The organism is Caulobacter sp. GW822-FHT07D08 (genome assembly GCF_058798735.1).
In genome coordinates this window covers 164,583-191,042 of record NZ_JBXAKU010000002.1, presented here as the reverse complement: position 1 = coordinate 191,042, position 26,460 = coordinate 164,583, and the positions used below count along the sequence as shown (strand labels likewise).

22 protein-coding genes and 1 pseudogene are annotated in these 26,460 nt (G+C 68.1%); 11 read left to right on the top strand and 12 right to left on the bottom strand.

What is annotated here, in order from left to right; translation table 11 throughout:
• Positions 1 to 6 precede the first annotated feature (6 nt).
• Both AC1RJ9_RS04715 and lpxK read left to right on the top strand, forming a co-directional pair.
• On the top strand, positions 7 to 1,266 hold the full coding sequence (locus AC1RJ9_RS04715; protein ID WP_492836433.1) for a 3-deoxy-D-manno-octulosonic acid transferase: 1,260 nt from the start codon (positions 7 to 9) through the stop codon (positions 1,264 to 1,266).
• On the top strand, positions 1,263 to 2,270 hold the full coding sequence (gene lpxK / locus AC1RJ9_RS04710; RefSeq protein WP_492836431.1) for a tetraacyldisaccharide 4'-kinase: 1,008 nt from the start codon (positions 1,263 to 1,265) through the stop codon (positions 2,268 to 2,270). The genes AC1RJ9_RS04715 and lpxK overlap by 4 nt, the downstream gene beginning before the upstream one ends.
• A gap of 1 nt (position 2,271) precedes the next feature.
• Here lpxK and AC1RJ9_RS04705 read toward each other — a convergent pair whose 3' ends face one another.
• The 10 genes from AC1RJ9_RS04705 to AC1RJ9_RS04660 form a co-directional block, all read right to left on the bottom strand.
• Positions 2,272 to 3,570, bottom strand: coding sequence for a metal-dependent hydrolase family protein (locus AC1RJ9_RS04705; protein ID WP_492836429.1), 1,299 nt, complete (start codon positions 3,568 to 3,570; stop codon positions 2,272 to 2,274).
• A 6-nt stretch (positions 3,571 to 3,576) separates the two neighbouring features.
• Positions 3,577 to 4,659 (bottom strand): phosphotransferase family protein, encoded by a 1,083-nt coding sequence (locus AC1RJ9_RS04700; RefSeq protein ID WP_492836427.1) that lies wholly within the window; start codon positions 4,657 to 4,659, stop codon positions 3,577 to 3,579.
• Between the two features lie 62 nt (positions 4,660 to 4,721).
• The gene (purD, locus tag AC1RJ9_RS04695; protein ID WP_492836425.1) at positions 4,722 to 6,005 is read right to left on the bottom strand and encodes a phosphoribosylamine--glycine ligase; all 1,284 of its coding nucleotides are present in this window, start codon (positions 6,003 to 6,005) and stop codon (positions 4,722 to 4,724) included.
• Between the two features lie 61 nt (positions 6,006 to 6,066).
• A complete protein-coding gene (locus tag AC1RJ9_RS04690) occupies positions 6,067 to 7,968 on the bottom strand; it encodes a HAMP domain-containing methyl-accepting chemotaxis protein (RefSeq protein WP_492836423.1) in 1,902 nt (633 codons plus the stop codon).
• Positions 7,969 to 8,462: 494 nt separating this feature from the next.
• On the bottom strand, positions 8,463 to 9,155 hold the full coding sequence (phoB, locus tag AC1RJ9_RS04685) for a phosphate regulon transcriptional regulator PhoB (RefSeq protein ID WP_492836421.1): 693 nt from the start codon (positions 9,153 to 9,155) through the stop codon (positions 8,463 to 8,465).
• Positions 9,156 to 9,175: 20 nt separating this feature from the next.
• Complete coding sequence (phoU, locus tag AC1RJ9_RS04680; RefSeq protein ID WP_492836419.1) at positions 9,176 to 9,868, bottom strand: phosphate signaling complex protein PhoU; 693 nt, start codon at positions 9,866 to 9,868, stop codon at positions 9,176 to 9,178.
• A gap of 23 nt (positions 9,869 to 9,891) precedes the next feature.
• Positions 9,892 to 10,734 carry a phosphate ABC transporter ATP-binding protein PstB gene (pstB, locus tag AC1RJ9_RS04675; protein ID WP_492836919.1) on the bottom strand — a complete coding sequence of 281 codons (843 nt, stop codon included), beginning with the start codon at positions 10,732 to 10,734 and terminating at the stop codon, positions 9,892 to 9,894.
• A 58-nt stretch (positions 10,735 to 10,792) separates the two neighbouring features.
• Positions 10,793 to 12,091: a phosphate ABC transporter permease PstA gene (pstA, locus tag AC1RJ9_RS04670; RefSeq protein ID WP_492836417.1), complete on the bottom strand. Its 1,299-nt coding sequence runs from the start codon at positions 12,089 to 12,091 to the stop codon at positions 10,793 to 10,795.
• A complete protein-coding gene (pstC, locus tag AC1RJ9_RS04665) occupies positions 12,084 to 13,517 on the bottom strand; it encodes a phosphate ABC transporter permease subunit PstC (protein WP_492836415.1) in 1,434 nt (477 codons plus the stop codon). Before pstC ends, pstA begins: the two co-directional genes overlap by 8 nt.
• A gap of 211 nt (positions 13,518 to 13,728) precedes the next feature.
• The gene (locus tag AC1RJ9_RS04660) at positions 13,729 to 15,144 is read right to left on the bottom strand and encodes a sensor histidine kinase (RefSeq protein ID WP_492836413.1); all 1,416 of its coding nucleotides are present in this window, start codon (positions 15,142 to 15,144) and stop codon (positions 13,729 to 13,731) included.
• A gap of 162 nt (positions 15,145 to 15,306) precedes the next feature.
• On the opposite strand from AC1RJ9_RS04660, the gene AC1RJ9_RS04655 reads away from it, so the two are divergent.
• The 9 genes and pseudogenes from AC1RJ9_RS04655 (at position 15,307) to dapD (ending at position 25,567) form a co-directional block, all read left to right on the top strand.
• The gene (locus tag AC1RJ9_RS04655) at positions 15,307 to 18,567 is read left to right on the top strand and encodes an autotransporter outer membrane beta-barrel domain-containing protein (RefSeq protein ID WP_492836411.1); all 3,261 of its coding nucleotides are present in this window, start codon (positions 15,307 to 15,309) and stop codon (positions 18,565 to 18,567) included.
• A gap of 264 nt (positions 18,568 to 18,831) precedes the next feature.
• On the top strand, positions 18,832 to 20,292 hold the full coding sequence (locus tag AC1RJ9_RS04650; RefSeq protein ID WP_492836409.1) for an OprO/OprP family phosphate-selective porin: 1,461 nt from the start codon (positions 18,832 to 18,834) through the stop codon (positions 20,290 to 20,292).
• A 75-nt stretch (positions 20,293 to 20,367) separates the two neighbouring features.
• The gene (locus tag AC1RJ9_RS04645) at positions 20,368 to 21,405 is read left to right on the top strand and encodes a sulfate ABC transporter substrate-binding protein (RefSeq protein WP_492836407.1); all 1,038 of its coding nucleotides are present in this window, start codon (positions 20,368 to 20,370) and stop codon (positions 21,403 to 21,405) included.
• Between the two features lie 248 nt (positions 21,406 to 21,653).
• A pseudogene (lovK, locus tag AC1RJ9_RS04640) lies at positions 21,654 to 22,289 on the top strand (photosensory histidine protein kinase LovK); the annotation flags it as partial.
• Positions 22,290 to 22,305: 16 nt separating this feature from the next.
• Positions 22,306 to 22,770 carry a response regulator gene (locus tag AC1RJ9_RS04635; protein ID WP_492836405.1) on the top strand — a complete coding sequence of 155 codons (465 nt, stop codon included), beginning with the start codon at positions 22,306 to 22,308 and terminating at the stop codon, positions 22,768 to 22,770.
• A complete protein-coding gene (locus AC1RJ9_RS04630) occupies positions 22,770 to 23,042 on the top strand; it encodes a SemiSWEET family sugar transporter (RefSeq protein WP_492836403.1) in 273 nt (90 codons plus the stop codon). Before AC1RJ9_RS04635 ends, AC1RJ9_RS04630 begins: the two co-directional genes overlap by 1 nt.
• Positions 23,043 to 23,130: 88 nt before the next feature.
• Entirely contained in the window at positions 23,131 to 24,045 is a 915-nt protein-coding gene (argB, locus tag AC1RJ9_RS04625) for an acetylglutamate kinase (RefSeq protein WP_492836401.1), read from the top strand.
• Entirely contained in the window at positions 24,045 to 24,710 is a 666-nt protein-coding gene (locus tag AC1RJ9_RS04620) for a pyrimidine 5'-nucleotidase (protein WP_492836399.1), read from the top strand. Before argB ends, AC1RJ9_RS04620 begins: the two co-directional genes overlap by 1 nt.
• Positions 24,707 to 25,567 (top strand): 2,3,4,5-tetrahydropyridine-2,6-dicarboxylate N-succinyltransferase, encoded by an 861-nt coding sequence (gene dapD, locus AC1RJ9_RS04615; protein WP_492836397.1) that lies wholly within the window; start codon positions 24,707 to 24,709, stop codon positions 25,565 to 25,567. Before AC1RJ9_RS04620 ends, dapD begins: the two co-directional genes overlap by 4 nt.
• On the opposite strand, the gene AC1RJ9_RS04610 is transcribed toward dapD, so the two are convergent.
• Together AC1RJ9_RS04610 and AC1RJ9_RS04605 are read right to left on the bottom strand one after the other, a co-directional pair.
• Positions 25,564 to 25,860: a hypothetical protein gene (locus AC1RJ9_RS04610; RefSeq protein ID WP_492836395.1), complete on the bottom strand. Its 297-nt coding sequence runs from the start codon at positions 25,858 to 25,860 to the stop codon at positions 25,564 to 25,566. The genes dapD and AC1RJ9_RS04610 overlap by 4 nt on opposite strands.
• Positions 25,838 to 26,398, bottom strand: coding sequence for a Panacea domain-containing protein (locus tag AC1RJ9_RS04605; RefSeq protein WP_492836393.1), 561 nt, complete (start codon positions 26,396 to 26,398; stop codon positions 25,838 to 25,840). The genes AC1RJ9_RS04610 and AC1RJ9_RS04605 overlap by 23 nt, the downstream gene beginning before the upstream one ends.
• Positions 26,399 to 26,460: the final 62 nt, after the last annotated feature.

Genomic DNA, 26,460 nt, shown 5'->3' with positions numbered 1-26,460 from the left:
CGTGGTGTGATCCGGCCCTCCGCCCTGGCGCTCTACCGGGCCGCCACGGGCCTTCTCGAACCGCTCGCGCCTGCGCTGCTGGCCAGTCGGGCGCGCAAGGGCAAGGAAGATCCGGCGCGGATCGCCGAACGCCTGGCCAAGGCCCCGACCCCGCGTCCCGACGGACCGCTGGTCTGGCTGCACGGCGCCAGCGTCGGCGAGAGCCTGTCGATCCTGCCGCTGGTCGAGCGCCTGCGGGCCGAGCGTCCCGAGGTCGCGGTGCTGGTCACCTCGGGCACCACCACCTCGGCCGCCCTGCTGGCCAGGCGCCTGCCGGCCGGCGCGATCCATCAATACGTCCCGATCGACGCCCCCGGCGCGGCGCGGCGGTTCATCGCCCGCTGGAAGCCCAGCCTGGCCGTGTTCGTCGAGAGCGAGCTGTGGCCGAACCTGTTGCTGGAGGCCAAGGCCGCCGGGACGCGTCTGGCCCTGGTCTCGGCCAAGCTGTCCGACCGCAGCTTCGCCAGCTGGCAAAGGCGTCCCGACGCCGCCCGCCTGTTGCTGTCGAACTTCGACCTGATCCTGGCCCAGGACGCGCGCGCCCACGAACGCTTCGAGATCCTGGGCGGCCAGGTCGCCGGCGAGGCCGACCTGAAGTTCGGCGCCGCGCCGCTGCCGGCGGACGAGGCCACCCTGGTCGCCGAACGCGCCCGCTTCCCGCGTCCGCCCCTGCTGATCGCCAGCACCCATCCGGGCGAGGATGAGATCGCGCTGGACGCCATCGCCGCTTTGCCCGACAGGCCGCCCGTCGTCCTGGCCCCACGCCACGTCGAGCGTGGTCCGGCGATCGTCGCGTTGGCCAAGGCCCGGGGCTTCACCGCCAGCCTGCGCGGTCATCCCAGCGACACCGCCGACATCCTCGTCGCCGACACCCTGGGCGAGATGGGCCTGTGGTTCCGCCTGGCCGAAACCTCGGTCATCGCCGGCAGCCTGGTCCCCGACATCGGCGGCCACAACCCGCTGGAGGCCGCGCGGCTGGGCTGCCCGGCCATCAGCGGCCCGTTCGTCGACAACTGGACCTCGGCCTTCGCGGGCCTGGACGCGGCCCGCGGCGTGGTCATGACCTCGCCGGAAGCCTTAAGCGACGCGATCGCCGCCGACCTCGCCGATCCTATCGCCGCCCAGGCCCGCGCCGCCCGCGCCCGCGCCTTCGTCGACGCCCGCGACGCCGAGGCCCGCGCCGGCCTTTCCCGCATCCTCGAGCTGGTCCCCAAGATAGCCTCATGAAACTCGGCACGCCCCGCTGGTGGTATGTGAAGAGCGGCGGCCCCGCCCCGCTGACCCGCGCCCTGCTGACCCCGCTGTCGTGGATCTGGGCCGACGCCACCCGTCGCCGCATCGCCCGCACCACGCCCGCCATCGTCGGCGCGCCGGTGATCTGCGTCGGCAACGTCACCATGGGCGGGGCGGGCAAGACGCCGATCGTCCGCGAGCTGCTGCTGATCCTGACCCGCCGGGGCGTCGCGGCCCACGGCCTGTCGCGCGGTTATGGTGGCAAGTCCAAGGGTCCGACCCGCGTCGACACGGCGCGCCACACGGCCAGGGACGTCGGCGACGAGCCGCTGATGCTGGCCCAGGACTTTCCGATGTGGGTGGCGGTCGACCGCGTCGCCGGCGCCAAGGCGGCGGTGCGCTGCGGGGCCCAGGCCATCGTCATGGACGACGGCCACCAGAACCCGACCGTCAAGAAGGCCCTGTCCCTGGTCGTGGTCGACGGCGAGACGCGCGGCGGCGAGTGGCCGTTCGGCGACGGCCGCGTCTTCCCCGCCGGCCCGATGCGCGAACCGCTGAAGGTGGGGCTGTCGCGCGCCGACGCGGTGATCGTGCTGCTGCCGATCGACGTGGCCCAGCCCGACTTCGACCTGCTGGTCCAGTTCGGCGACATGCCGGTGCTGGTGGCCCGCCTGGAAGCCGCCGCCCCCGTGCCCAAGGGCCCGCAGGTCGGCTTCGCCGGCATCGGCAAGCCCTGGAAGGTCGAGAAGGCCCTGACCGCCGCCGGCTGCCAGCTGGTCGACTTCGCCCCGTTCCCCGACCACGGCGAGTACGACGAGGCGACGCTGAAGATGCTGGAGAGCCGCGCCCAGGCTTATGGCGCGGGCCTGGTGACCACCGAGAAGGACTGGGTCCGCCTGCCGGCCAAGTGGCGCGAGAAGATCACGCCCTGGCCGGTCCGCGCCCGCTTCGACGACGAGGCCGCCGTCGAGGACCTGCTGGCGAAGGCGGGCTTGTAGCCTACTTGTAGACCACCCCGCCCTTGATCACCGACGTCACGTGCCGCAGCACCGTCACGTCGCTCAGGGGGTCGCCCTTCACCGCGATCAGGTCCGCCGCCTTGCCGGGGGCCAGGCTGCCGATTTCGCTGCTCAGCGAGAAATGGTCGGCCGCGTTGACCGTCGCGGTCTGGATGGCTTCCAGCGGCGTCAGACCCGCCTTGACCAGCAGGGCGAACTCGCCGGCGTTGTCGCCATGGGCGCTGACGCCCGTGTCGGTGCCGAACGCGATCTTGACCCCGCCCTCGTGCGCCCGCTTGGCCATGGCCAGCATTTTCGGGCCGGCCTCCAGGGCCTTGGCCGTCTGGTTGGGCGTGAGGAAGTTGTTCGGGCTAGAGGCGATCCGGTAGACGAAGTCGCCGGCCATCAGGGTGGGGATCAGATAGGCGCCGTTCTTCTTGAAGAGGGCGATGCTGTCGCCGTCCAGATAGGTGCCGTGCTCGATCGAGTCGCCGCCGGCCCGCAGGAAGCTGTTGACGCCGTCGACGCCGTGGGCGTGGGCGGTGACCCTGCGGCCCATACGGTGGGCGGCGTCGACGATGGCCTTCAGCTCGTCGTCGGAGAACTGCTGCGAGAGGCCCGCGGCGGTGTTGGAGAGAACGCCCCCCGTGGCGGTGATCTTGATGATGTCGGCGCCCAGCCAGACCTGCTCGCGCGTGGCGCGGCGGCAGTCGTCGGCGCCCGAGCACACCGAGGTCGGCCGCAGCACGTGCATGACCTCCTCGCTATAGCCGTTGACGTCGGCGTGGCCGCCGTGGATCGACACGGCCGAGCCGGCGGCGATGATCCGGGGACCCGCCACGTCGCCGCGCCTGATCCCGTCGCGCAGGGCGAAGATCGCCTTGTTGTCGGCCCCGAGGTCCGCGACCGTGGTGAAGCCGGCCATCAGCGTCTTGCGCGCGAAGCCGGCCCCGACCATGGCCTCGTCGGCGGGCCCGCGCGTCACCGCGTTGAGGCGCGAATTGGGGCTCTGCTCGTGGGTCAGGTGGACGTGGCTGTCGATCAGCCCCGGCAGGACGAAGCTGTCCTTCAGGTCGACGACCTTGCCGCCGGGCTCGGCGACATAGCCATCGACGATCCTGGTGACCTTGCCGTTCTCCAGCACCAGGGTCTTGGCCGTCTCGACCTTGCCGGTGGCCGGGTCGGCCAGCAGCTTGCCGGCCTGGACAAAGACGGTTTCGGCGCGGGCGACGCCGGAGAGCGCCCCGGCCAGAGCCCCAGCCAAAGCAAAGGCGCAGACGCCCGTCAGCAGTTTCTTCATCGGTCGCTAGGCCCCCGCCTTCTGCGCGAACGACCAGGCCCCCTTGGCCAGGATCGGCACGCGCGCCTCCATCAGCTGCGCATGGGCGCTGGCGGCGGTGCCGTCACGGACGCGGCCGACGATGCCCTGGCAGATGCCGGCCAGTCTGAAGAGGTTGTAGCTGAAATACCAGTCCAGCTCGGGCAGGCCGTCGCGGCCGGTGGCCTTGCAGTAGCGCTCGACCGCCTCGGGAATGGTCGGGATGCCGTAGGCCGTCAGGTCCTCGACGCCGGAAAGGCCGCCGCGCTGGTCGGACGGCATCACCCAGTTCATCAGGAAATAGCTGAAATCGGCCAGGGGGTTGCCCAGGGTCGACAGCTCCCAGTCCAGCACGGCGATGACGCGCGGCTCGGTGGGATGCAGGATCATGTTGTCGAGGCGGTAGTCGCCATGGACGATCGAGGTCTTGTCGTCGACCGGGCAGCTCTTGGGCAGCCAGTCGATCAGCTGGTCCATCTCGTCGATCTTGGTCGTCTCGCTGGCCCGGTACTGCTTGGTCCAGCGGTCGATCTGGCGGGCGAAATAGTTACCGGGCTTGCCGTAGTCGGCCAGGCCGACGGCGGCGTAGTCGACATTGTGCAAGGCGGCCAGGGTGTCGATCTGGGCCTCGTAGATCGCCCGGCGCTCAGCGGGCTGGTAGTCGGGCAGGGTTCCGTCCCACAGGATCCGGCCCTCGACGTTCTCCATCACGTAGAAGATCGTGCCGATGACGTCCTCGTCCATGCACAGGGCATAGGCCTTGGCGACGGGGAAGTCGGCCTTGTTCAGGCCCGAGATCACCTTGTATTCGCGGTCGACGGCGTGGGCGCTGGGCAGCAGCTTGCCCGGCGGCTTGCGGCGCAGGACGTATTTCTTGCCCGGCGTGACCAGCTGGTAGGTCGGGTTCGACTGGCCGCCCTTGAACTGGCGGACCTCCAGAGGACCGGCATAGCCCTCGACGTTCGCTTCCAGCCAGGCGGCCAGCCTGGCCTCATCGATCGCGTGGCGCGGGTCGACCGGCTTGGTGCCCGAGTTCAGGTCCTGGGCGGACTGTTCGGCGGCTTCGGCCATGGCGGTTCTCCCCAACGCTTGTTTGAACGGGGAGTTTAGAGGGTGAAGCGCGGGGCGCAAGCCTAGTGCTGCTTAAGCGCCCGCCAGCCGATGTCGCGGCGATAGAAGCCGCCTTCCAGCGAGATCGTCCCCAACGCCGCATAGGCCACGTCGCGGGCCTCGCTCAGGGTCGCGCCCAGAGCGCAGACGTTCAGCACCCGACCGCCCGAGGCCCGCAGGCTCCCTTCGGCGTCGCGGGTCGTGCCGGCGTGGAAGACCACGGCCTCGTCGCCGAAGTCCCCCTCGGCGCCCTGGATCAGGCCGCCGGTCTTGGGGGCGTCGGGATAGCCCTCGGCGGCCAGGACCACGCAGATCGCCGCCTCATCGCGCCACTTCGGCGGCTCGGCCTGAGCCAGCTCGCCCTTGGCCGCGGCCAGCAGGATCGGGACGATGTCGCTGTCCAGGCGCAGCATCAGGGTCTGACACTCGGGGTCGCCGAAGCGGGCGTTGTATTCCACGAGCTTCGGACCCGCGGGCGTCAGCATCAGGCCGGCATAGAGCACGCCGACATACGGATTGCCCTCGGCGGCCATGCCCTCGACGGTCGGCACGATCAGCTCGCGCCAGGCCTGGTCGATCAGGGCGTCGGTCAGGACGGGCGGCGGGGAATAGGTGCCCATGCCGCCGGTGTTGGGGCCTTCGTCGCCGTCGTAGGCGCGCTTGTGGTCCTGGGCCGCGCCGAAGAAGACCGAAGTCTCGCCATCGCAGATCGCGAACAGCGAGGCCTCCTCGCCGTGCATGAATTCCTCGATCACCACCCGCGCGCCGGCCGAGCCGAAGCGGCCGCCCAGCATGTCGAGCACGGCGGCGTCGGCCTGATCCCTCGTCGCGGCGATGACCACGCCCTTGCCGGCCGCCAGGCCGTCGGCCTTGATCACGAACGGCGCCTCCAGAGTGTCGAGGAAGGCGCCGGCCGAGGCCGCGTCCTCGAACACGCCATAGGCCGCCGTCGGCAGGCCATGGCGCTGGCAGAAGTCCTTGGTGAAGGCCTTGGAGGTCTCCAACTGGGCCGCGCGCTGGCTGGCGCCGAAGCAGGGGATGCCGACCCCTGCCAGCTTGTCGGCCAGGCCGACCTCCAGCGCCGATTCCGGGCCGACCACCACGAGGTCCGCGCCGATCTCCCGGGCCAGAGCCACCAGGCCGTCGGCGTCGGTCGCCTTGACGTTCCGCAGCTCGGCGACGGCTGCGACGCCAGGGTTGCCCGGGGCGGCGACGAGGCGGCCGCACAGCGGCGACTGGGCGATCTTCCAGGCCAGGGCGTGCTCGCGCCCGCCGGACCCGACGAGGAGGATGGTCAGCTTTTCCATGAGCGCGGGGTGTGGCGCGCGCGGCCCGGCGGGTCAAGGCCGAACGGCGCGCGCCTCGCGCTCAGGCATAGTCGCGGAAATCGGCGTCGGCCTCGTCCGGTCCGCCCTGGGTCAGATCCAGGGCGAAGCCGGCGACGCGGGCCTGCTGGGTCGCGACCGCGCGGGCCGGGGCCTTGCGGGCCGGCGCGGCCGGACGCTTGACGGCGGCGCGGACCGGCGCCCGGCGCCCGCGCTCTTCGTCGCCCGTGCGGAAGTAGGCGATCGAGGCCTGCAGTTCATCGGCCTGGGCGGCGAGCTCTTCCGAGGTGGCCGACATCTCTTCCGAGGCGCTGGCGTTCTGCTGGGTGACCTTGTCCAACTGCTGGATGGCCTCGTTGATCTGCGAGGAGCCGATGTCCTGCTCGCGGCAGGCGGCGCTGATCTCGGCGACCAGTTCGGCCGTCTTGCGGATGTTCGGCACCAGGCTGGTCAGCATCTCGCCGGCCGACTGGGCGGCCTTGACGGTGTCGGACGACACGGCGCTGATCTCGGACGCGGCGATTTGCGAGCGCTCGGCCAGCTTGCGCACCTCCGAAGCCACGACCGCGAAGCCACGGCCATGTTCGCCAGCGCGGGCGGCCTCGACGGCGGCGTTCAGGGCCAGCAGGTCGGTCTGGCGGGCGATCTCCTGAACGATCGTGATCTTCTCGGCGATGGTCTGCATGGCGTCGACGGCCTTGTTGACAGCCATGCCCGAAGTCTCTGCGTCGATCGCCGACTGGCGGGCGATCTTCTCGGTCTGGGTGGCGTTGTCGGCGTTCTGCTTGATGTTGGCGGCCATTTCTTCCATCGAGGCCGAGGCCTGCTCGGCGGCGGAAGCCTGCTCGGTGGCGCCCTGGCTCATCTGCTCAGAGGTCGCCGAAAGCTCCTGGCTGCCGGCCGAGACGTTCTCCGAGGCCGTGATCGCGTCGCCGACCACGCCGCGCAGGCGCGCGATCATCCGTTCCAGCGCCAGGCCCATGATGTCCTTGTCCGACAGCGGCTTGACCTGGACGGTGAGATCGCCGTCGGCGACCTTGTCGGCGACATCCGCGCTCTGGCGCAGATTGACGACCATGCCGCGCAGAGAATGGCCCATGACGTCCCTGTCCGACAGCGGCTTGACCTCGACCGACAGGTCGCCGGAGGCTACCTTGTCGGCGAGCGAGGCCGTGGCGCGCAGATTCACGGTCATCCGGTTGATGGTCTCGACCAGGTCCTTGATCTCGTCATTGGCCTTGACGGTCACGTTCTGATCGAGGTCGCCGAGGGCCACCGCCTTGGCCAGGCCATCGATCTTCCCAAAGCCCTGCGCGATGGTGCGGCCGATCCAGATGGCGGCGCCGGCGCCGATCAGGATGGATGCGAGAACCAGCACGATCAGGGCGTTGCGCGACGTCGCATAGGCGTGCTCGCTAGCGGTCACCGATGCCCGCAAGCGCGCCTCCTGAGACTCGACCAGATCATCGACCGCCTGGGTGATATTGTTGGTGATCTTACGTTGGGAGGTGCTCATTTGCTCCAGAGCGCGGTCGCGATGTCCGCCCAGGATATCGCTGCGCAAGGTCTCGTCGCTTTCGGCGTAGAGAGTCCAGCCCCGCGCCAAGGCCTCCCATTTGGCCTTACCCTCGTCGCTGGCGTTGCCGAGCCCAGCTTCCAAAAGCTTCTGGGCCTTTTGCTTGTTAGCCTCGGCGTTGGCGTTCTGGCTCCGCAGTTCCTCGGCGTCGTTCGCCAAGGCCATGTTCTTCTGCGCCCGGCCGATTTGCAGCAATGCAATGCTGAGCCCCTGGCTCCGCCGCAGCTGCTCGACAGGTCCTTGGACCATCGCCTTCTGACCGGCGTTCAACAGCCACAGTTCGCGGACGCCGAACAGGGTCGCGCCCGCCATCATCAGAATGAGCGCCCCTATGGTCAGGGTAAGTTTGAGCTTGATCGTCATACGCATGGAAGACTCCGGCCAGCTTCGGGCCTTGGCTGAGGAAATGGAAAAGCAGCGGAAGGAATCTCTATTCTTCTTCATAGCGACATGGAGACAATCCCCCTGATCTCCACGCCCACTTTCAGGTGCGATAAATTGAGCACTTCGATCACTAAATTGCGAACAAGCGTTTCGATAATCTTCTATGCCTAAGCGGACTTACTCATGACCCGTCGACGACAAACTTCCGCACTGCCCCGGATAGACCCAAGGCACGCGATAATTACTTCTCGAGGTTCAGTCGCGCGCGGTTAACGGGCCATGAATTCAACAACCCAAGGGCAGCGACATTCTGCCTCACCACCCTCAGGCGAAGTCGCGGCTTCGTTGCGAAAACACGTCAGGCTACCCGCCGCGGCGCCGCGGCGGGCGCGGCCCGGCCAAAACAAAAAACCGCGCGCCAGGATATGGCGCGCGGTCTCTTGGTCTCTCGATCTCGGGCGACGGCCGCCGATGGCCCGTCAGGCGGCGTCCAGGTCCAGGGAGTAACCCGCCGAACGGACCGTGCGGATCGGGTCGCCGTCCGACGTGCCGTTCAGCGCCTTGCGAAGGCGGCCGATATGGACGTCGACCGTGCGGGCCTCGACATAGACATCCGAGCCCCAGACGGCGTCCAGCAGCTGTTCGCGGCTGAACACCCGGCCCGGGTGCTGCATCAGATAGTCCAGCAGGCGGAACTCGGTCGGGCCGAGATGGATCTCCTTGCCGCTTCGCTTCACGCGGTGGGCGACCCGGTCGATGACGATGTCGCCGACCGTGATGCGGTCATCGGCCAGACCCGGACGGATCCGGCGCAGCACCGCGCGGACGCGGGCGGTCAGCTCGACCATCGAGAACGGCTTGACCACGTAGTCGTCGGCGCCGGTGTCGAGGCCGCGGATGCGGTCGCTCTCCTCGCCGCGCGCCGTCAGCATGATGATCGGCACGTTGCGGGTTTCCGACCGGCCGCGCAGGCGGCGGCAGACCTCGATTCCCGAGACCTTGGGTAGCATCCAGTCAAGGATGACCAGGTCCGGGGCCCGCTCGTTGGCCATGATCAGCGCTTCCTCGCCATCTCCGGCCACGCCGACGCGATAGCCTTCCTTGTCGAGGTTGTAGTGCAGCAGCGTGGCCAGGGCGTCTTCGTCCTCGACCACCAGAACGTACGGAGTCACTTCAGGCCGCCCCTAAGTTATTATTGCGAGAGCACGTCCAGCTTCGGGCGCTGCGAGATCAGCTCGTCGCCCGTCAGCTCGAAGTGGATGATTTCAGCGATGTTGGTGGCGTGGTCACCGATGCGCTCGAGGTTCTTGGCCACGAACAGCAGGTGGGCGCAGGCGTTGATCGTGCGCGGGTCGCCCATCATGTAGGTGAGCAGTTCACGGAAGATCGAGTTGTAGTGCTCGTCGACTTCCTCGTCGCGGCTCCACACGCCGATGGCGCGCTGCAGGTCCGAGCTCGTATAGGCGTCCAGAACGTCCTTCAGGCGGCTCTGCACCAGGCGGCCCATGCGCTCGATCGAGCGGGTCAGGGCGGTCATCGGGTCGGCCTCGGTCAGGATCAGCGCGCGCTTGCCGATGTTCTTGGCCATGTCGCCGCAGCGCTCGAGGCTCATCGAGATCTTCAGGGCCGCGACGGCGTGACGCAGGTCCACGGCCATCGGCTGGCGCAGGGCGATCAGCTTGAAGGCCTTGCGCTCGATCTCGGCCTGGAGGACGTCCAGGCGCTCGTCGCCAGCGACCACGGCCTGAGCGAGAGGCCCGTCGCGACGGGCGATGGCGGCGATGCAGTCGGCCACCTGGGCCTCGACCAGGCCGCCCATGCGGGTGACCTCGGCCGTGAGGTGGGCCAACTCTTCGCCGTACGACTTGACGGTATGTTCAGTCATCTGTGTCGCTCCCGCGCGCCTGGTTAGCCGAAGCGGCCGGTGATGTAGTCCTGGGTGCGGCTGTCGCGAGGATTGGTGAACATCTCCTCGGTCGGACCGCTCTCCACCAGCTTGCCGAGGTGGAAGAAGGCCGTGCGTTGCGAGACGCGGGCGGCCTGGGCCATCGAGTGGGTGACGATGACGATGCAGAACTGGCTGCGCAGCTCGTCGATCAGCTCCTCGATCTTGGCGGTGGCGATCGGATCGAGCGCCGAGCAGGGCTCGTCCATCAGGATCACTTCCGGCGACACGGCGATGGCGCGGGCGATCACCAGGCGCTGCTGCTGGCCGCCCGACAAACCCGTGCCCGGCTGGTGCAGACGGTCGGCGACCTCGTTCCACAGGCCGGCCTTCTTCAGGCTGCTCTCGACGATGGCCTCCAGCTCGGCCTTGCCGGTGGCCAGGCCGTGGATCTTGGGGCCGTAGGCGACGTTCTCGAAGATCGTCTTCGGAAAGGGGTTCGGCTTCTGGAACACCATGCCGACCCGCGAACGCAGGACCACGGGGTCGACGCTCTTGGCGTTGACGTCCGAACCGTCGATCTCGATCACGCCTTCGACACGGGCCGAGGGAATGGTGTCGTTCATGCGGTTGATGCAGCGCAGGAAGGTCGACTTGCCGCAGCCCGACGGGCCGATGAAGGCGGTGACCGACTTGGCCGGGATGTCGATGTTGACGTCGAACAGCGCCTGCTTGTCGCCGTAGAAGACCTTGACGTCGCGCGCCTTGATCTTGGCCTCGCCGACCGAGGCGGCGGCCTGGGCGTGCGAGACGGTGGTGTGGATCACCGGCGTGTGGGCGTTGTCGTCGGGGCTTTGGACGGTCATGGCGTGTCCGCGGAGAAGGGGCGAAGCGTTGGGGTTCAGGATCAGGGTCATGTGAAACCTACCAGCGGCGTTCGAAGCGGCGGCGCAGGATGACGGCCGCGGCGTTCATGACGATCATGAAGACGAGCAGGACGATGATGGCGGCGGCCGTGCGTTCATGGAAGGCCCGCTCGGAAGCGTTCTCCCAGATGAACACCTGGACCGGCAGCACGGTGGCCGCGCCGGTGAAGCCTTCCGGCACGCCGGGCACGAACGAGACCATGCCGATCATCAGCAGCGGGGCCGTCTCGCCCAGGGCGTGAGCCAGCGACAGGATGGCGCCGGTCATCACGCCGGGCATGGCCAGCGGCAGCACGTGGTGGAAGACCGTCTGGGTCTTCGACGCGCCGACGCCGAGGGCGGCTTCGCGGATCGAGGGCGGCACGGCCTTCAGCGCCGAGCGGGTGGCGATGATCACGGTGGGCAGAGCCATCAGGGCCAGCACGAGACCGCCGACCAGGGGCGAACTGCGCGGCACGTGCAGCCAGTTGATGAACAGGGCCAGGCCCAGCAGGCCGTAGACGATCGACGGCACGGCCGCGAGGTTGTTGATGTTGACCTCGATGATGTCCGTCCAGCGGTTCTTCGGGGCGAACTCTTCCAGATAGGTGGCCGCCATCACGCCGACCGGCACGGCGATCAGAGCGGTGATGATCAGCATCATGGCCGAGCCGACCACCGCGCCCAGCACGCCGGCCTGCTCGGGCTCGGTCGAGTCGGAATGGGTGAAGAAGGCGAAGTTGAAGCCCGACTTCACCGAGCCGTCCTTCTCGAGCTTGTCCAGCCAGTCCAGCTGCTGGTTGTCGAGCTTGCGGTCGCCCTCGGCGGTCGAGCGCTTGATCTCGCCCTTGAAATAGAGGTCGGCGTCGGCCTTCAGCGGGCCGGTGACGGTGATCGTCTTGCCGATCAGCGACTGGTCGGCCTTCAGCTTGTTCAGCAGCTGGAAGCCGAAGTCGCGCGACAGCAGATCCTGGACCTTGGTCGACGTGGTGCCCAGGTCGTCGTCCTGCACGCCCAGTTTCTTCATCATCGCCTCGGCGACGATATAGTCGTAATTGACGCCCGAGAGGTCCGAGCGGTCGATACGATCCGGGTTCAGGTAGACCGGCACGCTGAGCGTGTGGGTCTCGAAGGTCGTGTAGCCCTGGGCCACGATGCGGCCGACCAGCACCACCAGGAAGATCAGCGCGACGATGATCGCGGCCAGACCCTGGGCCTTGAAGGTGCGCTCGGCGGCGTGGCGCTTCTTCAGCCGGGCCTGCATGGCTGTCGAGGCGGCGGAGCGCGGGGCGGCCGCGCCGAGGGTCGCGTCAGTCATATTGTTCCCGGTACTTCTGGACGATGCGCAGGGCGACGATGTTCAGGCAGAGCGTCACCACGAACAGGGTGAGGCCCAGGCCGAAGGCCGACAGCGTCTTGGGACTGTCGAATTCCTGGTCGCCGGTCAGCAGGGTGACGATCTGGACGGTGACCGTGGTCACGGTGTCGAGCGGGTTGATCGTCATCTTGGCCTGCAGGCCGGCGGCCATGGTCACGATCATGGTCTCGCCGACAGCGCGGGACACGGCCAGCAGCATGGCGGCCATGATGCCGGGCAGGGCGGCCGGCAGGACGACCTTCTTGACCGTCTCCGACTTGGTGGCGCCCATCGCGTAGCTGCCGTCGCGCAGCGACTGCGGCACGGCGTTGATGATGTCGTCCGACAGCGAGGAGACGAACGGGATCAGCATGATCCCCATCACCACCCCGGCCACCAGGGCCATCTGGTTCTGGACTTCCATCAGGTAGGTGGCGAGCGGGCCGGGCGGCAGGGCCGCGCCGATGGCGTTGAAGCCGGCGCGGAAGATCGGCCCCACGGTCAGGGCGGCGAAGAAGCCGTAGACCACGGTCGGGACGCCCGCCAGAATCTCCAGCAGCGGCTTGACCACGCCGCGCACGGTGCGGCTGGCGTATTCCGAGAGGTAGATCGCCGAGTAGAGGCCGACCGGAGCCGCCACCAGCATGGCGATGAACATGATCAGGAAGGTGCCGGCGAACAGCGGCACGGCCCCGAAGGCGCCCGCCGAGGCGACCTGATCGGCGCGCATGGCGATCTGCGGGCTCCACTCGGTGCCGAACAGGAACGACAGCGGGTTGACGCTCTGGAAGAAGCGCCAGCTTTCCCAGACCAGCGAGAGCACGATGCCCAGGGTGGTCAGGACGGCCGCGACCGAGCAGCCGATCAGCAGGATGCTGGTCCAGCCCTCGACCCGGTTGCGGGCCCGGAAATCGGGCTTGATGCGCGGGAAGGCCAGCAGGAAACCCGCCAGGGCCAGCACGCCGGCGCCGGCCAGCATGCCGACGTTCAAGGTCATCCCGATGCGCTTGGCTTCGGCGACCTTGGCGTCCAGCGCCACCTTCAGGTCGCCTTCGTAGGCGACCTCCGACGGGGCCTGCTTGGCGGCGATCGCGTGGGCGTCGCTGAAGAAGACGTTCTGACGGTCCGGATCCAGGGCCGAGACGGCCGCCGGACGCGTGGTCTTCAGCATCGCGTCCTCGACGCGGCCGCCGAAGGCGGTCCCCAGCAGCAGCAACAGCGCGGCGGGAACGCCGGCCCACAGGGCGGCATAGGTCCCGTAGTAGTCCGGCAGGGAGTGGAGGACGCGGGCGCGGCCTCCCGCGGCGGCCACGGCGCGACGACGTCCGGCGGCGAAAGCCAGGCTGGAAAACAGCGTCAAGACGATGAGCGAGAGCCAGGTCAGCATGCGTGAGGCTAATCTTGCGCGAAGTGTGTCGAAGGCCCCGCACGATCGCGCGCCTTCCCCCGTCCCGATCTATGCCGGGCGGGCACTGAGCTTATGCGACGGATATGTGACAGTTTGACGACAGCGCCCCGTTCGCCGCGCGCGTTTCTTCGGCCGGAGGATCGACGGGTGGCGTGACATGGGTTCGAGACCGCGGCGCTCGGCTGGAGGGTCAGGCCTCGGTGGTCACGGGCGGAGGCGGCGCGATCTCGGCCCCGGCCTTGGCCATCGGCAGGTAGACCCCGAACGTGGCGCCCTCGCCTTGGACGCTCTCGACCGTCAGCCCGCCGCGATGGCGGTTCATGATGTGCTTGACGATCGCCAGGCCCAGACCGGTGCCCGAGCGGTCGCCGCTCTTCTGGCCCTCGACCCTGTAGAAGCGCTCGGTCAGGCGCGGCAGGTGCTCGCGCGCCAGGCCGGGCCCCCGGTCGGTGACGCGCAGCACGGCGTAGCGCTCGGTCGTGTCGTGGTCCGGGGTCAGCAGCGACATCCGCGCGGCGGCCGGGTCACGGGCGGCGGCGGCGGCCTCGGCGGACAGGCCGGGGAAGATCTCGACCCGCACCGTCCCGCCCTTGGGCGTATATTTGATGGCGTTGTCGATCAGGTTCTGGATCACCTGGATGATCTGGTCGCGATCGCCGTCGACCACCGCGCCGCCGCGCGGCGGCAGGACAGGATCGAAGGCGACCTGCTTGTCGCGGGCCTGCGGAGCGAGGGCGTCGATCACGTCGACCGCCGCCATGGCCAGGTCCACCCGGCCCAGTGGCGCGATGTGCTCGTTCAGCTCGATCCGCGACAGGCTCATCAGGTCGTCGATCAGACGCGACATGCGCTCGGCCTGGGCCAGCATGATCCCCAGGAACTTGTCGCGGGCGCCCGGATCGTCCTTGGCGTGGCCCCGCAGGGTCTCGATGAAGCCCGACAGCGAGGCCAGCGGCGTGCGCAGTTCGTGGCTGGCGTTGGCCAGGAAATCGGCGCGGGTGCGTTCGCTGCGGCGGGCGTCGGTCTCGTCGCGCAGGGCCAGCAGGGCCAGGCGCGAGCGGCCGTTGGTCTCGCGCAGCGGCCGGGTGTGGGCCAGCCAGGCCCGGCCTTGGGTTCCGCCGGTCTCGAACTCGGCCACGCCCTCGACGCCGCCAAACAGCGCCTCATCCACGGCCTCCAGCACGCGCGGATTGCGCACGGCGGTGATCAGCAGCCCGCCCTGGTGCTGGATCTTGAACAACTCGCGCGCGGCGGCGTTGGCGAACAGGAAGCGGCGACCCGTCAGGTCGTCGGCCTCCTCGGCGGCGATGACCATCAGGGGGTCGGGCAGCCGGTCGAGAATGGCCACGAACGGCGGCGTCTCCTCGACGGCGGCGGCCGGCGCCAGCGCCGCGCCCATGATCGGGCGGACCCGTCCGCGACTCGCGCGCCGCGACAGGAAGACGCCGGCCGCCCCGGCGACCGCGGCCGCCAGCAGGGCCGGGGCCGGCTGGGCCAGTCCCGTGACGGCCAGCCCCAGAATGGCGCCGGGCCCGATCATCACGGGCCAGAACGCGCTCGTCGCGGCGCTGTCTTGTCCGTCCGGGGGCGTCTGCGCCAGCGGCATGGGAAGGCTCTTCGATTCAAGCGAGAGGCGATTCGTCGATCCAGATATGGCGCCCCGCCATGCCATGCGATAGACGGTTGGCGCCTTAGTACGTGTCGCGAGCGGGACTCACCGCAATTTCGCCGCATCATGACATGAATTAATGGCGCCGGTTTCTATGGGGTGTCGTTCGTAATGCAGCGCAAGGTCCTGGTCGCGACGGTCGCGGCCGCTCCTCTCTTGGCCATGGGTTTCGCCGCGTTGGCTGAAACCACGGTCACCACCGCGCGGACGACGCCGATCGCCACCAGCACGGCTGCGGGCGCGACGACCGCCGACGACATCAAGATCACCGCCGACGGCTCGATCAAGCCGACCACCGCGGGCGCGATCGTCACCCTGGACAGCAACAACAAGGTGACCAACGCCGGCACCCTGCAGACCACGGGCGTCAACGACAGCGTCGGCGTGCTGGTGATCGGCGGCAGGACGGGCGCGTTGACCAACTCGCTGGCGATCACGCTGGACGAGGACTACACGCCGACCGACAGCGATTCGGATGGCGACCTCGACGGCCCCTTCGCCCAGGGCAATGGCCGCTTCGGCATCCGGCTGACCAACGCCGGAACCTTCACCGGCGATATCATCAACGACGCCGCCGGCACGATCACGATCGAGGGTAACAACTCGGCCGGCATCCTGCTGGAAGGCCCGGTGCTGGGTAACGTCACCCACCTGGGCGCGATCAGCGTCATCGGCGACAACAGCTACGGCGCGCGGATCGCCGCGCCGGTCACCGGCAAGGTGACCCTGGGGGGCTCGACCACCGTCCAGGGCGCGAACGCGGTGGCCCAGGCCATCGACGCCAACATCAACGGGGCCCTGGTTCTGCAAGGCAGCGCCAGCGCGACCGGCTATCGCTACACCTCGCGCCCGACGACGACCGACGCGCTGGGCAAGCTGGACGCCGATGACCTGCTGCAGGGCGGCCCGGCCGTCCGCATCGCCGGCGACGTGACCGGCGGCGTGCTGCTGCAAGGGACCAACTACTCTTCCAAGGTCGGCGCGGACGGCAACACCGTCACGACGACGATCACCTCCAGCACCACCGGCTCGTCCAGCATCAGCGCCTTCGGCGCGGCGCCGGCCCTGCAGATCGGCTCGGCCACGCAGAACGTCACCCTGGGCGCGGTCGGCGCCGGCGACCTGGCCTACGGCCTGGTGGCCAAGGGGGCGATCGCCGCGGCGGGCGTCTATGACAAGGTCACCGCCACCGGCGTCTCGATCGGGGCGGGCGGCGGCAAGACCACCACCCTGGCCAATGGCCTGCGCAACGACGGCACCGTCACGGCCACGACCTACGAAGCCGACGCCACCGGCCTGATCCTGAACTCCGGCGCCAGCGTCGGGGAAATCCTGAACCGCGGCTCGATCACGGCCACCGCGGGCTCGTTCGCCAGCTCGGGCGTCACGGCCACGGCGCGGGCCGTGGTGCTGGGCGCGGGCTCGAACACCACCGCCATCAACAACAGCGGCTCCCTGGTCGCCACGCGAACGGGCGAGGCGGGCGACGCGGTCGCCATCCTCGACCAAGCCGGCGCGCTGAAGACCATCACCAACACCGGCTCGATCCGCGCCACCCTGACAGCGCCGGCCTACAAGGCCGACGGCACGGCCGTGACCGTGACGACCAGCGGCCAGGCGATCGCCCTGGACCTGCGCGCCAACAATTCGGGCGTGACCTTCACCCAGAAGGGCCCGACCGACTACGCCTCGACCTCGACCTTCCCCAGCACCGACACCGTCACCAGCGCCGACGCCACCAGCACCACCTCGGCGCCGGTGACCGTCGGCGACGTGCTGTTCGGCGGCGGCAATGACACCCTGAACCTGTGGAGCGGCACCCTGGTGGGCGCCATGTCGTTCGGGACCGGCCAGGATCGCCTGTCGATCGACGGCGGCGGCGTGGCCCTGGGCAAGCTGACCGACAGCGACGGCAAGCTCGACATCGCCATAGCCAACGGCAGCCTGGGCATCGTCAACACCGACACGATCAACGTCAGCAGCCTGACGGTCGGCGACAAGGGCAAGATCCTGTTCTCGGCCGATCCGGCCGCCGGCCAGAACACCAAGCTGGTGGTCTCGGGCGCGACCAACATCGCCTCCGGCGCCGAGCTGGGCATCCGCCTGGCCAATCTGGTCAAGCAGCCCACCACCTTCACGGTGATCCAGGGCAGCAACGTCAATGTCGGCTCGATCGGCAACGGCCTGCTGGCCCAGGCGCCGTTCATGTACGTGGCCACCAGCCGCGCCGACACCAACAACGTCTATATCGACGTCCGCCAGAAGACGGCCGCCGAGATCGGCCTGAACCGGTCCGAGACCTCGGCCTATGACGCCGTCTACCAGGCGCTGGGCAAGGATTCGGCCCTGGCCGGGACGTTCCTGAACCAGACGACGCGAGACGCCTACCGCGACCTCTACGACCAGATGCTGCCCGACCAGGGCGAGGGCCTGTTCGCGGCCCTGCAGTCGGTCAACCAGCAGGTCTCGCAGGCCACCATGTTCCGCCCCGATCCGGGCGACCGCTATGGTCCGGACAGCATCTGGGTCCAGGAAATCACCTCGCTGACCCGTCGCGACACCGGCCAGACCCTGGGTTCGGACACCCAGGCGTTCGGCTTCGTCGCCGGCTATGAGGCCATGGGCGACGCCGGCGGCGCGCTGGGCCTGACCCTGGCCTATACCAGCCTCGAGGAACACGACACCGTCGCCAAGGTCGGCGAGCAGACCACCGCCTCGTTCGTCCAGACCGGCGCCTACTGGCGTCGTTCGGTCGGCGGCTGGCGGATGAACGCCGGCGGCGGCCTGGGCTACGGCTTCTTCAAGGGCGACCGCCGCTTCATCTCGCCGGACGGCAACGCCGATGGGGTCGCCGACCTGATCCTGAAGAACACCGCCGACTGGAAGGGCCTGACGGCCAACGCCTTCGCGGGCGTGGCCTACGAGCAGAAGTTCGGCCGCTTCTTCGCCCGTCCGGAAGGCCGCGTGGACTATGTCTGGCTGCGCGAAGGCAAGCGCGCCGAAAGCGGCGGCGGCGATGGCTTCGACCTGACCGTCGCCAAGCGCACCTCCAGCAACCTTTCGGGCGAGCTGGGCGTGGTGGTCGGCGCCGACTTCGGTAAGAATGTCTGGTGGCGCCCGGAAGTGCGGGTCGGCTATCGCCAGACCCTGGCCGGTTCGGTCGGCGATACGGTCGCGGCCTTCAAGGGCGGCAACCCCTTCACCCTGGCCGCGCTGAACGACAAGGACGGCGCGGTGACCGCCGGCTTCGCCCTGCGGGCCGGCACGGCGATGTCCTACGTGGGCATCGAAGGCGGCGTCGAAGCCACCAAGAAGCAGAAGCGCTACAACCTGCGCCTCGCTGGCCGGGCGATGTTCTAGGGTCCAGCGGCCCCTCACCCTTCTCTGCAAAAATGTCGCAGGCCGTCGCGGGAAACCGCGGCGGCCTTTTCCGTGAACGGAACCTTTACGGGTTTAAATGTCTGATAAGGCTGAAGATTCGCAGCGTATTTCGCGACACTTTGCCGCGCCTACAGAAAAACTCACGGCCGGTTTTCCTAAATCTCGATTCCGCAACTAGGGATAATCGTCTTCCCTAGCTCGGCAGGTCGGCCCGCCCAGCGGCGCCGAAAGGGGACAGACACGATGACCAAGACCTGTATCGCATTTCGCGTGGCGTTGATCGCCGGCGCGTCTCTGCTGGCCACCGCCGGCGCCGCATCCGCCCAGGACACCGCGCCGCGCTCGCCCGCCGAAGCCGAGGCTCGCATCGCCGCGCTCGAAGCCCAGCTGGCCACGCTGGCCCAGCAGGTCGCCGACCTGAAGGCCGCCACCGCCGCCAGCCTCAAGGACGTTCGCGCCGCCCAGAGCGCCACCACCGTCAGCATCGCCGCCGGCAAACCGACCATCGCCTCCGGGGATGGCGCCTTCAGCGCCACGATCCACGCGGTGATGCAGCTCGACGCCGCCCAGTACTATCAGGACAAGGGCCTGCCCGCCGTGCTGGGCAACGCCCGCGACCTGAACAGCGGCACGAACTTCCGCCGCGCCCGCATCGGCGTCGACGGCAAGTTCTACAAGAACTTCGAATACAACGCCCTGCTGGACTTCGGCGGCGCCGGCACGGATGGCCAGGGCACGCTGCAGGAGTTGTGGGTCCAGTACAACTACGCCCCGTTCAAGGTCCGCGTCGGCGCCTTCGCCCCGAACGTCGGCCTGGAGGACGCGGCCTCGACCAACGGCTCGCTGTTCGCCGAACGCCCGTCGGGCTCGGAGCTGGCGCGCGGCCTGGCCGGCGCCGACAAGCGCATCGCCTTGCAGGGCCAGGCCCTGGGTGAGCGCTGGCTGCTGTCGGGCGCGATCACCGGCGCCAAGGCCGGCGACGGCCAGACCTTCGACGAGCAACTGGGCTATCTGGGCCGCGTCGCCTTCGTGCCGTTCAAGGGCCTCGACTGGCTGGTCCATGTCGGCGCCAACGCCAGCAAGGTGGTCACTCCGGCCCAGACCGCCGTCGGCGGCGCCTATCCCGTCGCCGTCAGCGACCGTCCGGAGCTGCGCGTCGACGGGACACAGCTGATCACCACCGGCGCGATCGACTCGACCGGCGCCCGCCACTACGGCTTCGAGGCCGCCGCCCAGAAGAAGAATTTCCTGATCCAGGGCGAATATTTCGACATCGCCATCGACCGCCGCAACCCGGCGGCCGGCGTCACCGATCCGAAGCTCAAGGCCTGGTACTTTGAAGGTTCTTGGGTGCTGACCGGCGAGGCCCGCAAGTACAACGCCAACACCTTCGCGTTCGACGCCCCGGCCATCGCGCACCCGTTCGACCCGAAGAAGCGCCAGTGGGGCGCCTGGGAGCTGGCGGCGCGCTATTCGGTCTCCGACCTGAACTATCATGCGCTGGCGACCCTGGCCGCCGACCGCGTCCGCGGCGGCGAGCAGAAGATCACCACCGTCGGGATCAACTGGTTCCCCAACCCCGTGACCAAGTTCTCGCTGGGCTATTACGATGTCTCGATCGATCGCCTGGACCCAGCCGGCGGCGCGGTTCCGCTGAGCCAGGACTACCAGGTGGTCAACTTGCGCAGCCAATACGCGTTCTAGAGCCGTCGGCGCGGCGTCTCGGGCGCCGCGCCGGCTCCACAGATCCTTGGAAGACCTCCGGAAGGGACCGTCTCGATGAGCGACTTCACCCAGGCTCCGACCCGTCGAGGTCTTCTGGCCGGCGCCGGCGCGGGCGCGGCGGTCCTTGCCGCGGGCGGTTCGGCTTTCGCCCAGGCCAAGCCCGTCACCCTGCTGAACGTCAGCTACGATCCGACGCGCGAGCTCTACAAGGACATCAACGCCGCCTACGCCAAGTACTGGAAGGAAAAGGTCGGCCAGACCCTGGTGATCAACCAGAGCCACGGCGGCTCGGGCAAGCAGGCCCGCTCGGTGATCGACGGCCTGCAGGCCGACGTCGTCACCCTGGCTCTGGCCTATGACATCGACGAGATCGCCGGCAGGGCCAGGCTGCTGCCCGCTAACTGGCAGTCGCGCCTGCCGCAGAACTCCACGCCCTACACCTCGACCATCGTGTTCCTGGTCCGCAAGGGCAATCCCTGGAAGATCAAGGACTGGGGCGACCTGGTGAAGCCGGGCATCGACGTCATCACGCCGAACCCGAAGACCTCGGGCGGCGCGCGCTGGAACTACCTGGCCGCCTGGGCCTGGGCCCTCAAGCAGCCGGGCGGCAATCCCGCCAAGGCCGAGGCCTTCGTGAAGACCCTGTTCGAGCATGTGCCCGTGCTGGACACCGGCGCCCGCGGCGCCACCACCAGCTTCACCCAGCGCGGCCTGGGCGACGTGCTGCTGGCCTGGGAGAACGAGGCCTACCTCGCCCAGGACGAACTGCCCGGCAAGTTCGACATCGTCTATCCCAGCCTGTCGATCCTGGCCGAGCCGCCGGTCGCCCTGATCGACAAGAACGTCGATCGCCACAGGACCCGCACCGTCGCCGAAGGCTATCTGAACTTCCTGTACAGCCCGCTGGCCCAGGAGCTGATCGCCAGGAACTACTATCGCCCGCGCAACGCCGACGTGACGGCCAAGTACGCGGCCCGCTTCAAGAAGATCCCTCTGGTCACGATCGATGACACCTTCGGCGGCTGGAAGAAGGCCCAGGCCACCCACTTCAACGACGGCGGCGTGTTCGACCGCATCTATCAGCCGAAATAACACCTTCCAACGGCCCGCCTGCTCCGGGAAGCGCGGGTCGGCCTTCGGATCGGCGGAGATCCAGCCTTGGGATCTCCGCCGTCTACCTTTCCCGTCTAGGTCTATGTTGGGAACTCGACACGATCAGGTACGTTGAGCGTCCACGGGGTGGCGGGAGCTTAGCCTTACGCATGAACGACATTTCGGAACCGGCGCGCGACACCGATCAGGCCGCGGCCCGTCGTCCCGAGGACTTCGAAGCGATCATCGAGGCGCGCACCCGCGAGCTGACCGAGGCGCTGGAGCAGAAGACCGCTCTGCTCCACGAGGTGGACCACCGGGTCAAGAACAACCTGCAACTGATCTCCAGCCTGCTGCTGCTGCAGAACCGCCGGGTGACCGACCCCGCGCTGAAGGCCTCGCTGCGCGGCATGCTGGGCCGGGTCAACGCCATCGCCACCGTCCACCGCCGCCTGTTCCAGAGCGAGGACGTCGAGCGCTTCGACGTCTCGGCCTTCATCCGCGACATGGTCGCCGACCTCATGGGCTCGGCCAGCCGCGACGACATCCGCATCGAGCTGGATCTGGAGCGTGTCGAGATCCCCGCCGCCAAGGCCGCGCCGTTCGCCCTGGTGGTCAACGAACTGCTGACCAACGCTCTGCGACACGGCTTCCCCGAAGGTCGCGGCGGTCGGATCTTCGTCGGCGTCCGACGCGAGAATGGCGATTTCCGGATCGAAATCGCCGACGACGGCGTTGGGTTCGATAAGGACACCACGCCACCCGGCTTCGGTCTCACCATTGTTCAGCTGCTGTGTCAGCAGCTGAAAGCCAAGAGTGAGACCACCGATGCGGAACCTGGCGCCCGCGTTGTCGTTCTGCTGCCCGTGAATGGGGCGCGCTAAAAGGACAGGTTTCAGTATGACCGGGCGTGCGCTCGATGTGTTGATCGTGGAGGACGAGATGCTCCTCGCGATCGAACTCGAACATCTTATCGAGGAAGTGGGCTGCCACTCGCTCGGCTGCGCCATGAGCTCCGACGAAGCCGTCGATCTCGCCGAGAAGCTGCACCCAGACCTCGCGCTCGTGGACGTCCACCTCAGCGACGGACCGACCGGCGTCGAGGTGGCCCGCAAGATATCGAGCGACTGCGGCGGCGTGGCCCTGTTCATGACCGCCAACGTCAAGCGCCTGCCCGACGACTACGCCGGGGCCTGCGGCGTGATCGGCAAGCCCTATTCCGAGCACGGCGTTCGGACCGCCCTGTCGTACCTGACCTACTGCCTGCAGGAAGGCCATGCCCCCGGGCCCGTCCCGGTGGGCCTGACTCTGGCCCCGGCCTACGCCCAGCTTTGGGGTCTCGGCAACCTGCCCCGGATCGCCTGATGGCGACACCCCCGGTCGCCGCGGTCGTCGGCACGGCCGCCGCCCTGCTGTCGATCACCAGCTTCGCCCCGCAGATCGTCAAGATCTGGAAGGAAAAGGACGCCTCGTCCGTTTCGCTGCGCACCTACATCGTCACGGTGACGGGCTTCGCGTGCTGGATCGTCTACGGGAGCCTGGTCAAGGCTTGGCCGGTGATCGCCTCCAACGCCGCCTGCCTGCTGATGTCCGGCGCGGTGCTGGTCATGAAGTGGCGGTTCGACCACAAGGCCTGAGCCCCCCCTTTTTGATGACAGGGGGGGCGGGGTCCGCTATCGAGGCGCGCCTATTTCCGCATCCCAACTTGCTTGAGGGACAGTCGCCTTGACCGAAGCCGCCGAGGAAGCCGGCTGGGCCACCGCCAAGACCCTGGCCGAGGCCCTGCCCTACATCCAGATCTACGACCGCGAAACGGTCGTGATCAAATACGGCGGTCACGCCATGGGCCAGGAAGACGTGGCCAAGGTCTTCGCCGCCGACGCGGTGCTGCTGAAGCTGCTGGGCGTCCATCCGGTGGTGGTGCACGGCGGCGGTCCGCAGATCAGCCGCATGCTGGACAAGGCCGGCGTCAAGTCGACCTTCGTCGACGGCCTGCGCGTCACCGACGAGGCCACCATGGAAGTGGCCGAAATGGTCCTGTCGGGCGCGATCAACAAGGAAATCGCCAACTGGATCACGCTGGCCGGCGCCGAGGCCGACGTCCGCGGCGTGGGCCTGTCGGGCAAGGACGCCCGGATGATCACCGCCGAGAAGGTGACCCGCACCAAGCGCGATCCCGACAGCAATATCGAGCAGGTCGTCGACCTGGGCTTCGTGGGCGAGCCGACCAAGATCGATCCGCACATCATCCAGGCGCTGCTGACCTCGGAGACCGACTACATCCCGGTGATCGCCCCGATCGGCGTCTCGACCGAGGGCCAGACCTACAACATCAACGCCGACACGGTCGCCGGCGCCCTGGCGGGCGCGCTGAAGGCCAAGCGGATGCTGATGCTGACCGACATCGCCGGCGTGCTGGACGGTGAGGGCAACCTCATCCGTCAGATGACGATCGACGAGGCGCGCGGCCTGATCGAGAGCGGCGTGGCCAGCGGCGGCATGATCCCCAAGCTGGAAAACGCCATCCACGCCGTGGAATCGGGCGTCGAGGCCGTCGTCATCCTGGACGGCCGCCGCCCGCACGCCATGCTGGTCGAGCTGTTCAGCGAACACGGCGCGGGCACGCTGATCTCCCGCTGATGTCGGCTGACCTTTCCCACGTCGACACCTGGCTGTTCGACCTCGACAACACCCTGTACCCGCTGGAAAGCGAGTTCATGGGCCTGATCGAGGCCAGGATGACCGACTTCGTCGCGCGCATGACCGGCCTTCCGCGCGAGGAGGCCCGGGCGCTACAGAAGCGGTACTTCACCGAACACGGCACCACCCTGTCCGGACTGATGATCAATCACGGCATGGAGCCCAAGGCGTTCCTGGACGAGGTGCACGACGTCTCAATGGACTGCCTGGTCCCGGACGCCGCCCTGCGCCAGGCGATCGCCCGGTTGCCGGGGCGGCGACTGATCTTCACCAACGGCTCGCTGGGCCATGCCGAGCGCGTGCTGGGTCATTTGAACCTGCACGACCTGTTCGACGACCTGTTCGCGATCGAGACGGCAGACTACCTGCCCAAGCCGGCCCTGGCGACCTTCGACAAGATCACCAAGCTGCACGCCGTGCGCCCGCCCCAGGCGGCCTTCTTCGAGGACAGCGAGAAGAACCTGGTCCCGGCCGCCCGGATGGGCATGACCACGATCCTGGTCGGGCCGCACGCCAAGGACTCGACCTCGGAACACGTCCATTTCCGCACCCATGACCTCGCCGCGTTCCTGAACGCGGCCCGCCTGCAAGGAAGCCCGCAATGACCGCCGTGAGCCCCCCTTCCATTTCTTTGGCCGACCTCCAGACCGAGATCGAAGCCGCCTGGGAAGCCCGCGCCGAGGTCTCGGCCGCCACCGCCGGCCCGGTCCGCACCGCCGTCGAGGAAGCCCTGCTGCTGCTCGACAGCGGCAAGGTCCGCGTCTCGGAGAAGGTCGACGGCGCGTGGGTGACCCACCAGTGGCTGAAGAAGGCCGTGCTGCTGTCGTTCCGCCTGAATCCCAACACCGTCATGCGCGCCGGCACGCTGGGCGGCGCGGTCGGTCCGTGGTGGGACAAGGTTCCGAACAAGTTCGACGGCTGGGACGCCCCGCAGTTCGAGGCCGGCGGCTTCCGCGCCGTACCCGGCGCCATCGTCCGTCGCGGCGCCCACATCGGCAAGAACGTCATCCTGATGCCGTCGTTCGTGAACATCGGCGGCTATGTCGACGAAGGCACGATGGTCGACACCTGGGTCACGGTCGGCTCGTGCGCCCAGATCGGCAAGAACGTCCACCTGTCGGGCGGCGTCGGCATTGGCGGCGTGCTGGAGCCCCTGCAGGCGAACCCGACCATCATCGAGGACAACTGCTTCATCGGCGCCCGCTCGGAAGTCGTCGAGGGCGTGGTCGTGGGTGAAGGCAGCGTGCTGTCGATGGGCGTGTTCATCAGCGCCTCGACCAAGATCGTCGACCGCAAGACCGGCCAGATCCACATCGGCAAGGTCCCGCCTTACAGCGTCGTGGTCCCGGGCAACCTGCCCGACCCGAACGGCGGCCCGGGCCTCTACTGCGCGGTGATCGTCAAGACGGTCGACGCCCAGACGCGCTCGAAGACCAGCATCAACGACCTGCTGCGGGATTAAGGGTTCCGCACCGCCAGGTGCCAGAGATAGACTCGCCGCCCAACGACTTCGTAGAGCACGCGAAAGCTCGGCGATCGTGGCGTCCGTGGCGATACGACAATGAAGATGTCCCGCCCCTCGAAGGCGGGGCATTTTTCGTTTCCGAAAGGCGTACGACGCAGCATCCATTCGAGATTCTGCACGCCTTCGTCGATGAAGGGGAACTGGCGTTGCAGCGCGAAGACCGCCTCCTCGAAAAGCTCTGAGTGGCTGATCGAGAAAGGCGGTTGATCAGAAGGGTCTCGCACCCGCATGGGCGTTCGCCGTCTCTAGAGCCCACGCCCTATCGGTTTCCGTAATCTCGACCGGCACGAGCTGGAGCGCTGTGAAGTAAGGGATCACCTCACCCAATTCTGCGGCTTCCCAGGCGGCATTGTGGCTGATCTCGCTGATTTGCTTGGCCGTTTTGCCGCGCACGAAATCAGCGACCTCTCGCAAAAGCTCCTGCTCACGGCTTGAGAGCCGGATCGCCGCGAATGGAGCGACCGCAACATAATCCTTCTTGTAGAAGCCGTGATACTCAGCTTCGCGCACGGAGAGGCGTCCTTCGCGGGCGAGTTCGTCCACGGCGGACGTGAGATGCCGGGCGGTCGGACCGAATTTCTGTTTCAGATAATCAACGCCCGTCAGCGGTCTCCCTTCCTCGAGGAAGTTCATCATGTCCGCGAAGTAGAGCATCTTATGAAGCTTCACGTTGCCCAACTCTTCCGGCGGGCAATACGTGGTCAGAAGGAGGATAGCCTCCTTAAATTTCTCTCGGTCGAACTGAACTGGGGTCGCAGGCACGATCATTCTCCGAATCGGAGTTGATGCTTCTCGATTCTCGGCGTCAATGGAACAAAACAAGAACTATT